At 46.8% G+C, this 12,007-nt stretch carries 8 protein-coding genes; 4 read left to right on the forward strand and 4 right to left on the reverse strand.

Features of this window, described 5'->3' with window-relative positions; genetic code table 11:
- Nucleotides 1-18 precede the first annotated feature (18 nt).
- On the reverse strand, nt 19-3,261 hold the full coding sequence (locus tag KW844_RS20185) for a TonB-dependent receptor (protein WP_218378593.1): 3,243 nt from the start codon (nt 3,259-3,261) through the stop codon (nt 19-21).
- 503 nt (nt 3,262-3,764) lie between these two features.
- On the opposite strand from KW844_RS20185, the gene KW844_RS20190 reads away from it, so the two are divergent.
- Nucleotides 3,765-4,148, forward strand: coding sequence for a transmembrane 220 family protein (locus tag KW844_RS20190; protein WP_255578545.1), 384 nt, complete (start codon nt 3,765-3,767; stop codon nt 4,146-4,148).
- On the opposite strand, the gene KW844_RS20195 is transcribed toward KW844_RS20190, so the two are convergent.
- Genes KW844_RS20195 through KW844_RS20205 form a run of 3 tightly spaced genes read right to left on the reverse strand, consistent with a single transcriptional unit; the run spans nt 4,149 to nt 9,624 of the window.
- Nucleotides 4,149-5,510 carry a TolC family protein gene (locus KW844_RS20195; protein ID WP_218378594.1) on the reverse strand — a complete coding sequence of 454 codons (1,362 nt, stop codon included), beginning with the start codon at nt 5,508-5,510 and terminating at the stop codon, nt 4,149-4,151.
- On the reverse strand, nt 5,507-8,581 hold the full coding sequence (locus tag KW844_RS20200; RefSeq protein WP_218378595.1) for an efflux RND transporter permease subunit: 3,075 nt from the start codon (nt 8,579-8,581) through the stop codon (nt 5,507-5,509). Before KW844_RS20200 ends, KW844_RS20195 begins: the two co-directional genes overlap by 4 nt.
- Entirely contained in the window at nt 8,581-9,624 is a 1,044-nt protein-coding gene (locus tag KW844_RS20205) for an efflux RND transporter periplasmic adaptor subunit (protein ID WP_255578546.1), read from the reverse strand. Before KW844_RS20205 ends, KW844_RS20200 begins: the two co-directional genes overlap by 1 nt.
- Before the next feature lie 185 nt (nt 9,625-9,809).
- On the opposite strand from KW844_RS20205, the gene KW844_RS20210 reads away from it, so the two are divergent.
- The 3 genes from KW844_RS20210 (at nt 9,810) to KW844_RS20220 (ending at nt 11,693) form a co-directional block, all read left to right on the forward strand.
- The gene (locus tag KW844_RS20210; RefSeq protein WP_218378596.1) at nt 9,810-10,541 is read left to right on the forward strand and encodes a FecR domain-containing protein; all 732 of its coding nucleotides are present in this window, start codon (nt 9,810-9,812) and stop codon (nt 10,539-10,541) included.
- Between the two features lie 26 nt (nt 10,542-10,567).
- A complete protein-coding gene (locus tag KW844_RS20215; RefSeq protein ID WP_218378597.1) occupies nt 10,568-11,077 on the forward strand; it encodes a DinB family protein in 510 nt (169 codons plus the stop codon).
- Between the two features lie 208 nt (nt 11,078-11,285).
- The gene (locus KW844_RS20220; RefSeq protein ID WP_218378598.1) at nt 11,286-11,693 is read left to right on the forward strand and encodes a VOC family protein; all 408 of its coding nucleotides are present in this window, start codon (nt 11,286-11,288) and stop codon (nt 11,691-11,693) included.
- Nucleotides 11,694-12,007 lie beyond the last annotated feature (314 nt).

Raw genomic sequence — 12,007 nt, forward strand, 5'->3', positions numbered from 1 at the left:
GCTAGTTGAATAATGCTATCAGAAAGTCACATTTACACCGATCAGGTACTGGCGCTGATTTGGATAAGCACCTTCATCAATACCGAATGCAGTGGTAGCACCGGTAATTTCCGGATCTACGCCTGAGTATTTAGTGATGGTGAATACGTTCGCGGCCTGTACATATGCTCTGAACTTACTTACGCCAATACCTTTCAGGATATGCACCGGCAGTGTATAACCTATCTGCATATTTTTAGCGCGCAGGTAAGAACCGTTTTCTACGAAGTAAGAGTTAGGCACGTTCGAAGTACTTTCGAAGCCTTTGGTTTCCTGCACTGGCAGTTTAGCATTATGGTTTTCCGGTGTCCAGCTGTTGTACACCGCATCTTTACTTTTCGCTCCTGCAAAAGAACCATAGAAGTCAGTCCACCATTTAATCTGATTCCAGATTTTATTGCCAGACACACCGTAGAGGAACATGCTGAAGTCGATATTTTTGTAGTTCAGACCGATATTAAGGCCGTAGCTGAATTTAGGAGTAGGTGCGCCCAGGAATGTTCTGTCGTCTACATCTATTTTACCATCGCCGTTGATATCAGCATATCTGAAGCGGCCCAGGGCAGCATCTTTCTGGTATTCATCCAGGCCTGGATATTTCTTCTGTGCATCTTCTTTTGCCTTATTCACTTCTTCATTAGAGTTCCAGAATCCTACGATCTGATAACCATAGAACTCAGAAATAGAACGGCCTACCTGGTTGCGGATGATAGGGCTGCCGAAGCGGCGTTGTTCTGAATCAAAGTAGTTAGCGCCATTAGATACAGCGAGGATTTCGTTATTATAAGTAGTAAAGGTACCAGTCGCATCCAAGCGCAGGTCTTTTGTGAGATCTACTTTGCCGGTGATGTTAAGATCGATACCTTTATTTCTCATTTTAGCAACGTTGGAATAAGGCACGATAGCGGCACCGTACACCCCTGCCAGTTCAGGATTGTAAAGCAGGTCCTTCACTGTTTTCTGATAGTAGTCAACTGTGAATTCGAGTTTACCTCTAAACAGCGTTGCATCAATACCGATGTTAGAGTTCACGTTACTTTCCCATTTCGCATTAGGGTTACCGATACGATCCTGGTAGAAACCTTTGGTGATGTTGCTTCCATCCATTGGATAGAAAGTGGAAGTACGGTTGAAGTTATAGGTATTGAAAACGTTCATTGGGTCCACGTTGATCTGGTTACCCATGATACCATAACCACCACGTACTTTCAGGTCAGTGATCCAGCTTAAGCCTTTCATGAATGACTCCTGGGAAACGCGCCATGCTGCTGATATCGCAGGGAAGTTACCATAGCGGTTATTGGAACCGAACCTGGAAGAACCATCACGACGAATCAGTGCACCGAGCAGGTATTTATCTGCAAACGCATAGTCCACTCTTGCAAACAATGACCAGAGACTGTTGGAATTCTTGAAGCTGCCATTTGTAGGAGAACCTGTACCAGTGCTCAATGTAGCATAGTTAGGATCGAAGGTAAAGTAATCGGTGGTAGAACCGGTTAATCCATAGTTCCATTCGTCATATGCTTCAGAGCCCAATAATACTTTCACGTCATGTTTGTTATTGAAGTTTTTGTGGAAGCTGAGGGTGTTAGTCCATGTCCAGTCGTAACCATTACCGGTAGTTTCTGAGAAGGAGTTCACACGATTATTTTCCGCATTTTCATATTCAGGTAACGTGAAGTTATTATTATCGAAGGAATAAATCTCTCCACCAAAAGATGTTCTGAAAGTGAATAAACGAAGAATGTCTGCTTCACCGTAAACGTTACCCAGCAACCTGTTTGCCATGGTTTTGGTTCTGCCGAAACGATCCTGGATAGCCACCGGATTTCTGGAGTTACCCAGACCTTTGGAACCAGAACCAGCGTAGTTACCCATGATATCATAAACAGGGATGATGGTCATCTCGCGGAAAGCCATACCGATACCGCTACCTTCCTGGAGGATTCCAATTTGCGGGTTATCGATCAGGGAGTACTCCAGGTTCTGACCTACACGGATATGATCAGAAATATTGAAACTGGAGTTTGCACGAACCGCATAACGTTTGTTATACGTATTCATCAGCGTACCCTGTTGGTTGAAGTAGTAGAATGAAACATAGTAGCTACCAATATCACCACCGCCGGCTACAGAGAGGTTATGGCTGGTGATAGGGGCAGGATTAAAAATTTCGTGGAACCAATCGGTACCAGCTTTATTCGCTTTGGAGATGCGATAGAAATTATCTACGTCACTGGCATTTTTGTAAAAAGGATTTACAAAATACTTGGATGGATCTACTGCAGGATCACCTTCCATTTTACCAGCAGGGGCAATATAATCGGGGACAACTGGATTAGGGCCGGCACCATATTGTGCATCTTCAAATTTCAGCTGCTGGTTGGCAGGACTTCTCTCGTTGGTATTTTTGATGGCTGTCCAGATGAGCTGACCTTGTTCAGTAGGGTTAGCGTGGTTATACACGTTTCCACCTTTAGGAACCTGGCGGCCATAGTAGCCATCATAAGATACTTTTACTTTACCAGTGCCTCTTTTGGTAGTGATTACGATCACACCATTTGCAGCACGGGCACCATAAATAGAGGCGGCACCAGCATCTTTCAGTACCTGCATGGTAGCCACATCATTAGGGTTGATGTCTACCAGACTTTTAATAGGCACCCCATCCACGATGTAGAGCGGAGTGTTATTACCGAAGGTGTTCACACCGCGAACCTGTACCTGTGGCTCTTGTCCGGGTTGACCAGTACCTAACACCGTAATACCTGATACCTGACCTTGTAATTGATTAGAGATCTGAGCGGTAGGTTGTTTGGTGAGGTTATCGACACGAACAACGGCTACTGCACCAGTAAGATCTTTCTTTTTCTGGCTGGCATAACCGGTTACCACCACTTCTTCGAGGGAACCTACTTTTTCTGCGAGTACAAAGGCAACGGGCCCGCTGCCTACTGTTGTTTCCTGTGGATCGTAGCCTACAAATGAGGCTACCAGTACATCTCCTTGTTTTGCCTGGAGAGAAAACACACCGCTTGGATCGGTGGCTGTACCTCTGTTGGTACCTTTCACAACTATTGTTACGCCGGGTAAGGGATTTCCTGATGATTTATCAGTTACTTTCCCCGTAATTTTCGTTTGTGCGTAAACGTTAGTACCGAGCAACAACAGCAATAAGCCGCATAAAACGGCCAGCGCCTGGTAAAAATGTTTTTTCATAACGTGGTTTAAGGGTGACGTTTAAGAAAAATTAAGAAATAGAGTACCTGTGTATATATCACACCGTCACCTACCGGCCATGCGGTAAAATATGGGCAATAGTTTGCCATTGCTGACTGGTAAGATGCAGTACCAGCAAGCATATCACATTGAGTAGATGACAGCTACAATATAACTGTGCAATAAGGGGACAGGCAATACATAGCGTTATGTATAACCAATACTAATTCAGCTCATAAAAAACAAACAGTGTCTTTTTAAAATGAAATCAGAATAACAAAAAATAAAAATTAAAAAATGTGAGAAGTTGCTCTATTTATCTTTCTATCTCAACCCAGATTTTGGTTCTCACGTGGAATTTTATAAGTTCTTCGCAACTAATTTAGAAATATAATTTAACTCAAACAAGTATCGCTTTAACATTTTTTTAAAATATTTCCTAACCTGCTCTCTTTCAATCTCCATTTTGCGTATGTTTAGCGCTGCAATACTTTTCTATATACATGAAAGCTTTTAATATCTTTTTCGCTGTCATCTTTGTGGTCTTTGCCGGCCTGCAATACAACGATCCTGATCCGTATGTATGGATGCCCATATACCTGTATGCCGCCATACTTTGTGCAATGGCTGCACGTAGCAGGTTTTACAGCAAACTCTACTTACTGGGCATTGGCATCTACCTGGTATATGCTATCTATTTATTTTTTACGAGAGATGGGGTGGTTGATTGGGCTACACAGCATCAGGCGGAGAACATAGCGCAGTCGATGAAAGCCACCAAACCATGGATAGAAGATACCCGTGAGTTTTTCGGGCTGTTTATCTGCATCATTGCACTAGGGGTCAATTACTTTTATGCAAAAGCAAAGATGAGCCGTACCCGTTAGTTAGTAACTGAGCATATTGGCCAGCAGCTTCAACTCTATCTCTGCCGCCTTGGCGGCGTAGGCTAGGTTGGTGAGCTGATAACCAGCTACTTCAAAACTCTGCTGTGCGGTTTTTACATCTATCACCGTTGCCTGGCCCAGCTGTAACTGCTGTATAGTAAGGCTTACCAGTTTGCCAGACAGCTCATAGGTATTTTGAGCGGTTGCCAGTTGCTCCAGGTTATTATTATAGGCCTGCCATGCTTTCACCGCTACTGCGGTATAATCGCGCAGGTAAGTTTCTTTCAACAGTTTGGCATTGCGTGTATCTATGGCCGCTACCTGTTGCTGCTTCTTGTAAATACCGCCGTTGAAAATAGGAATCGTTAGTCCCGCTCCCACATAAGGGCCATAGTTCTGGTTAAACGTAACGTTGCCTGCTGACGAAGAGGTACGGTTGAAGTTATAGCCTGCATTGGCGGACAGGCTGGGATAGCGCAGGGCTGCGGCTTCCCGCTCTCTCAGTTCGTTTATGCGTACCTGTATGTCGGCAGCCTGCAACCGTGGATTCTCTGTATACAACCTGCTCAGAATGGAATCGAGACTGATCGTTTTATCCACCAGCACGGTATCTTTAATAATGATCACAGAATCCGGCCGCAGGGTTAGTAATGTCAGCAGATCTGTTTTAGACTGCCGGATCACCAGGTCCTGGGTTTGCAATGCCTGCTGCTGTGCATTGATATCTACGAGCGCCTGAAACAGATCGGCATCATTGGCCATGCCCACTTCCTTGCGGGCTTTTACTATATCGAGTTTCTGCTGTGATACGGCTATAGACTGTGACAGTGTACCAGCGAGACTCTGCTGTCTCACCACATCATAATATTTGAGTTCAACGTTAGCGACTACACGCAGTATCATGGAATCCAGCTGGGTATCCGACAACTGCTGCAACTGCTCCAACCTGCGCTTGGTAGCTACCACCTTCCGGCCATTAAACAGAATGATACTGGCGCCGAGTCCCGATTGCAGGGCATTGCTCACGTTGCCGGTACGTTTGATTTCTTCACCTGAATTGAGGCGCTGGGTGAGGTTAGTTGTTTGCTCATTATCATTAACAGTAGCCTGAATCAGCGGCAAGCCGCCGGCATAACCATATGTATTGAGTAATGTATTGGCTTCCAGGTCATTTTGTGCCAGTTGAAGGTCGAGGCTGTTTTTCAAAGCAATGTTCACGGCCTGCTGTAACGTAAGCGGGTCCTGCTTTACCGGTGGCTTCATGTACAGCGGCTGCTTATAAGGTGGCAGCTTATACGGCTGCTGTGCTGCCGCAACAACGATGCAACCTATCATCCCCAAAAAAATCAGACATCTTTTCATTCGTGACTATGCGCTTTGTGTTTGCCGGAAATATAGGTGTATACGGCCGGTATAACCAGTAATGTAAGAATCAGTGAAAACAGGATACCACCTACTACCACAATCCCCAGTGGCACGCGGCTGGTAGCGGCGGCGCCCAGGCTCATCGCAATAGGCAGTGCGCCCAGCGAAGTGGCCAGGCTCGTCATCAGGATCGGGCGTAAACGCTGGGAAGCGGCTTCTATCACAGCTTCTACCTTCGCCATGCCCTGCTCCCTTTTCTGGTTGGTAAACTCAATGATTAAGATACCATTTTTTGTTACCAGCCCTATGAGCATGATCATGCCTATTTCAGAGAAAATATTGAGGGTATGACCAAACACCCACAAACTCAGCAAAGCGCCTGCCAGTGCCAGTGGTACCGTTAGCATGATAGTGAGCGGATCAATGAAACTTTCGAACTGTGCGGCCAGTACCAAATAGATCAGCAGCAGGGCTAACCCGAACGCAAACACGATGTTGGAAGAGCTTTCCGCATAATCGCGGGAAGGGCCGGACAGGGAGGTCTGGAAGGACTCATCGAGCAGCCGGTTTGAAATGGCCTGCATGGCTTTGATACCATCGCCTACGGTATGGCCGGGCGATAGTGAAGCAGATATGGTGGCCGATTTATACCTGTTATAGTGATACAGGATGGCCGGGTTGGTACCTTCCTGCAGGTGTACCACTGCATCCAGCGGCAGCAGGTTGCCCCTGTTGTTACGCACATACAGGTTATTGATATCGTTAGGTTTGTTGCGGTTATCCCAGGCCACCTGCCCTATTACCTGGTACTGGTAACCGTTCATGATGAAATATGCCATACGCCCGCCGCTGAAAGCTGCTTGTGCAGCACGGATTACATCCGATGCGTACAGGCCCAGGTCGCGGGTTTTGGTACGATCCAACGAGAGCTGCACTTCCGGCTTAGTAAACTTCAGGTTTACATCTACGTTCGCGAAGGTTTTATCGTTTCTGGCTTCATCCAGGAATTTAGGAATGATTTCACGGAGCCTGGTAAGGTCCGTTGTTTGCAGCACAAACTGCACGGGCAATGCAGCTTTAGAGCCGGAGCCTACAGCAATCGTTTGTTCCTGTACTGCAAATATGCGGGCATCATTAAAGCGGGAAAGCTTGTTCTGCAAGTCGTTGGCAATATCGTTTTGCGAACGGATTCTATCCTGCGGGGCAATGAGCCCTACACGCGGCTGCGCCTGGTTCACGGCCCCACCGCCACCACCTCCTCCGCCACCGGGAGTTCTGGCAAATACAAAATCACGTTCTGGCAGGGAGTCATATAAATAATCGGAGATCCGGTCGGTAATAGATTGCATAGCTTCGAAGCTGGTACCTTCCGGTGCGGTTACCTGGAAACGTATGCTGCTCCTGTCTTCCAGCGGTGCAATTTCGCTTTTAAGGCTATTTAAAATCAGGTAAATAATCACGCCGCACACGGCTACAATTACCCAGGCCACCCAGCGTATTTTCATAAAGCCTTCCAGCAACCGCTTATACCCTGATTCCATGCCCTGGAAAAAAGGCTCTGTTTTCAGGTAGAATTTCGAATGCTGCGCATCTTTGCGGTTCAGTACTACGTTGAGTACCGGCGTGATGGTGAGCGATACGAATGCGGAGATCAGCACCGCGGCGGCCAGCACTACTCCAAATTCGCGGAAGAGGCGGCCCACAAAGCCTTCCAGGAATATCACCGGCAAAAACACCACTGCCAGTGTGATAGAGGTAGATATTACCGCAAAAAATATTTCCTTGCTGCCTTCCAGTGCAGCCTGGTGGATGGGCATGCCTTCCTCCATTTTGCGGAAGATGTTTTCCGTTACCACAATACCATCGTCCACCACGAGGCCGGTGGCCAGTACGATGCCCAGCAGTGTAAGGATGTTGAGACTAAAGCCGGCGGCATACATCACAAAAAATGTTGCGATGAGGGAGATAGGAATATCTATCAGCGGGCGCACGGCTATCAGCCAGTTTCTGAAGAAAAAGAAGATCACCAGTACCACAAGTGCAAATGCAATCATCAGTGTTTCTTCTACTTCTTCGAGCGACTGCCGTATGATTTTAGTGTTATCAATCAGTACTTTAAACTGGATATCGGACTTATTAGATTTCTCGATGGCTTCCAGGCGTTTGTAGAATTCATCGGCGATTTCTACGTTGTTGGCGCCGGGCTGTGGGGTGATAGCGAGTCCTACGGCGTTCACGCCATTATATTTCCAGCTCTGTTCATATTTTTCCGGGCCCAGCTCCACTTTGGCCACATCAGACAGGCGGATGATGCCGCTGCTGTCTTCCCGGATAATCAGGTCGCGGAATTCTTTTTCTGTGGTGAGTCGCCCCAGTGTTCGTATAGTCAGCTCCGTTTCTGTTCCATATATTTTTCCCGGGGGGAGATCTATGTTTTCGTTGTTAAGGGCGGTGCTTACATCGGTAAAGGCTACGTTATAGGTACTCATTTTGTCGGGGTCCAGCCACAGGCGCATGGCGTAGCGTTTTTGTCCGAGAATGTTGATGGAACTAACGTTATTGATAGTCTGGAACTGTTGCTGGAGAACATTTTCGGCGTAGTCGCTCAATTCCATCAATCCTTTGGTGGGGCTTTGTACGGCCAGGATGAGGATGAAGTCGGCGTTGGCGTCTGCTTTGGTAACCACTGGTGGTGCGTCGATATCCTGTGGGAGGTTACGTTGAGCTTGTCCAACTTTATCGCGCACGTCGGAGGCGGCGGCTTCCAGGTCTACCCCGAGGTTGAATTCCACGGTGATGGCGCTGCTGCCGATAGAGCTGGAGGAGGTGATGGTGCGGATGCCGGGGATACCGTTGATTTGTTTTTCCAACGGTTCGGTGATCTGGCTTTCTATAATATCAGCGTTGGCGCCGGTGTAGGAGGTGGAAACGGTGATGATGGGCGGGTCGATGGCCGGATAATCGCGTATAGCCAGGAAGGTGAATCCTACCACTCCAAACAGTATGAGTGCCAGGTTCATTACGGTGGCCATTACCGGCCTTTTCAGCGACAGCTCCGAGATATTCATCAGTTCTCCAGTTGTTTAATTTCCCTGACTTTTAGGATACCATTTGGGCGGGCGAAGAGCACGCCGGTGACCACAACGGTGTCACCGCTGGTAACGCCGCTGGTGACTTCCACGCTGGATGCCTGGCGCACGCCTGTTTGTACGCTCACAAAGGAGGCGCGACCATTTTTAACAACGATCACCTTATTATTTTTATCCTCGGGGATGAGTGCGTTTGTAGGAACCAGGATGGCTTTACTATGCGAACCTGCATCAACGTAAATTTTGGCGAAGCCGCCGGGATGGGCGGAAACGTTAGGCAGCATCACGCGTACAACGAGGTTGCGGGTAGCGGCGTTGGCCTGGGGTTCCACGGCGATGATGGTGGCATTGATCATTTTGCCGGAAGTGGCATCCATGGCTACCTGTACTTTATTACCCTTTTTAACGAGGTAATTATATTGCTCCGGGATGGTGAAATCGATTTTGAGTGTGTTGGTTGTTTGCAGGGTGGCGATGATGTTGGTGGGACTAACGTAGGCGCCTATACTAACTTGCCGGAGCCCTATCACACCAGTAAACGGAGCTTTTACGACTGTTTTATCGATCAGTGCCTGGTAATAGGCGATATCAGAGCGGAGGCCCTGGAGCTGGTTGAGGGCGGCATCATAATCAGCCTGATTTATACCATTGATTGCCAATAGTTTTCTGAGTCTTTCTTCCGTTTTAACGGCCAGGTCCAGTTGTACTTTGGCTTTTTCCTGTTGTGCCACAAGGTCAGCATCATTAATTCTGGCGATGACCGTGCCTTTTTGAACGAGTGCCCCTTCCGGCACATTCAGATAGGTGATGCGCCCGCTGGTTTCGGGGTGCAGCTCTACAAATTCGTTAGCGACAACAGTTCCGTTGGCTTCTACGATATTGCTGATAGTGCGTGGATTTGCAACAATAACATCTACCACAATAGGACCGGATTCTTTGGCTGCCGGTTGTTTACGGTGCCCACAGGATGCAAAGGCGACTATCACCATAACCAGTAATACAGACAGAAAATTTTTACTCATCCGCCGGGCTAGTTTGGTAAAAAAAGTGAACGTGAATAAAGATAGACAATTAAAACCGCTAAAAGTTTAACCAGTTTTAACAGGATGCTAACAAAGTAAAGCCTGCCGGTGTTGGTCAGTTTCCAGGCAATTTGTACTTTTCAGCAGGCAAAAATTGCCTGGTACCAAACCTGTAATTTAAACACATGAAACCACACCCGAAACAAGCCGCAACACCGGCAGTGTGGATAACTTTAGTTTGCATACTGACCGTAATCGGAGGTATATGGTGGTGGGTACAGCAGCCAACTATTGTTCCTGTTCCGATCATAAAGGAAGCCGCGGAGAAAAGGATCATCTTAACACTTGCCAACGGAGATGTGCTGGACCTTACACCCAGGCAGCATAAGATCATACAGTCCCGCGATGCTACTATATATGCATCCCCCCAGGGCATTACCTATTCACCCAAGGGAATAGGGGTGACCAGCTGGAATACCCTGTATGTTCCGGAAGGGCTTACCTACTCACTTATATTGGCAGATGGCACCTACGTTTTTCTGAACAGCAAAACTACCGTTAGATTCAAATTCATTACAGCCGGCAGAAATAAGCAGCTATTTGTGGATGGGGAGGCCTATTTCAGGCTGTTACCCAGTGACTCTACTTCCCTGACTGTACATACTCCCGTGACCGACATCAATGCCTCAGCAGCCGAATTTTCCATCAACAGTTACGACCGGCAACATGTGCGTACCGTGCTGGCCAGAGGCGCTGTAACGTTGACGGACCAACGAACCACCATCAGTCTGACGCCCGGTACCGAAGGAATCTATAATGCGGATGCGGATTTTAGTGTAAGAAATGTTAATTTGCAGTCAGTGCTGCAATGGGCGACCCGCTTACCGGCGCCTCAGCGACTGAACACTAAAGATTAATTCTAACATACCCTGAATTGTCCGCTATGAAAAAAGGTTTAATTTTTCCTATGCCCAGGTTTTATGACAGATATATCAATCTGGTGCCGGATGTGGATCTTACAGATGCCTTTCAGTTGGCGAATGAGGAATTGAATAAATTTGATGTAGCGCGTTATGAACCACGGGGCAATTATGCATATGCCGCCGGCAAATGGAGCATGAAGGATGTTTTTCTTCATATGGCTGATACAGAGCGGGTATTCATGTACCGGGCCATGGTTTTTTCCCGTAACGATAAAGGTCCATTGCCAGGATTTGATGAAGAAAAGTACGCTGCCAATACCTTAAACCAGGATCGTTCCCTTTCCAGCATTGTGGATGAACTAAAGGCCACCCGGATAGCGAGTGAAGCCATGTTCAGGGGTTTTAACGAAGCTGTGATGCTACGCACAGGGGTAAGCTGGAAAATTGAGACCAGTGTACTCGCATTGGGCTTTACCATGATAGGCCATCAGCTCCATCACTTTAAGATATTACGCGAAAAATATCTGTAGGAATAATTTTGTTTTCAATTTAATAAGTAGAAAGTAGCCCTTTTGCTTGCTCATGGCTGCTTTCATGACTTTATATTATATTCCGCCACCTTCCCCAACTTATCAGGTAGTTTATTTTTATCACTTTGTTTTACATCTACTGACATAAGGTTGTCATACCTCCACGGCTACCTTTACATCATCATTAAAACAGATAAAAACTATCGCTATGACAAATACAAACCCATTAAGAGGATTCGCTACTATTAGCTATTTTGCTGCTGACCACGAGGCTGCCAGGAAATGGTATACCGAGTTAACCGGCATGGCTCCCTACTTTGAAAGGCCCGGATATGTGGAGTTTCGACTGGGTGATTATCAGGCTGAGCTGGGAATAATTGACAGCAAATATGCGCCGGGTGGCGCAACTACCACTCCGGGTGGTGCCATTGTATACTGGCATGTAGATGATATAAAGGCCACCGTAGCACGTTTACTGGATATGGGCGCCACAATATTAGATGATGTAACCGAACGTGGTGGCGGCTTTGTAACGGCTTCTGTGGTTGACCCTTTTGGAAATGTATTGGGTGTGATGTATAACCCACATTACCTGGAAATTTTAGCTGCGAAATAAATTACTCAGCAATAGTAAAGGGCTGTATCAAAAGCAAACGATCCTGAGCATTGCGGAAACGACTGCCTGACACCATCAGGTACCGAATAGAGAGGATGTATCAAAAATAAATAAAGCGCCTGAGAGTTGTCTAAATGCCGACATGTCTCCATCAGGTACCCGAATAAAAAGAGGGTGTATCGTACTATTGATACACCCTTTTACTTTTGTAGGAAATTATTAAACAGGTATATTAATGTAGTTATACTAGTTATTACCCTGTTGGGAAATGAGAGAGATACACCCAGATAGGCATTGGTCATATCGTAAAAAAG

Origin of the sequence: Chitinophaga sp. sic0106, assembly GCF_019219075.1 — a bacterium.
In the GTDB taxonomy this organism is placed as follows: domain Bacteria; phylum Bacteroidota; class Bacteroidia; order Chitinophagales; family Chitinophagaceae; genus Chitinophaga.

Bases quoted from the DNA above. Each gene is read 5' to 3' on its own strand.
- KW844_RS20185 (WP_218378593.1), bottom strand. From the start codon at position 3,261: ATGAAAAAACATTTTTACCAGGCGCTGGCCGTTTTATGCGGCTTATTG.
- KW844_RS20190 (WP_255578545.1), top strand. From the start codon at position 3,765: ATGAAAGCTTTTAATATCTTTTTCGCTGTCATCTTTGTGGTCTTTGCC.
- KW844_RS20195 (WP_218378594.1), bottom strand. From the start codon at position 5,510: ATGAAAAGATGTCTGATTTTTTTGGGGATGATAGGTTGCATCGTTGTT.
- KW844_RS20200 (WP_218378595.1), bottom strand. From the start codon at position 8,581: ATGAATATCTCGGAGCTGTCGCTGAAAAGGCCGGTAATGGCCACCGTA.
- KW844_RS20205 (WP_255578546.1), bottom strand. From the start codon at position 9,624: ATGAGTAAAAATTTTCTGTCTGTATTACTGGTTATGGTGATAGTCGCC.
- KW844_RS20210 (WP_218378596.1), top strand. From the start codon at position 9,810: ATGAAACCACACCCGAAACAAGCCGCAACACCGGCAGTGTGGATAACT.
- KW844_RS20215 (WP_218378597.1), top strand. From the start codon at position 10,568: ATGAAAAAAGGTTTAATTTTTCCTATGCCCAGGTTTTATGACAGATAT.
- KW844_RS20220 (WP_218378598.1), top strand. From the start codon at position 11,286: ATGACAAATACAAACCCATTAAGAGGATTCGCTACTATTAGCTATTTT.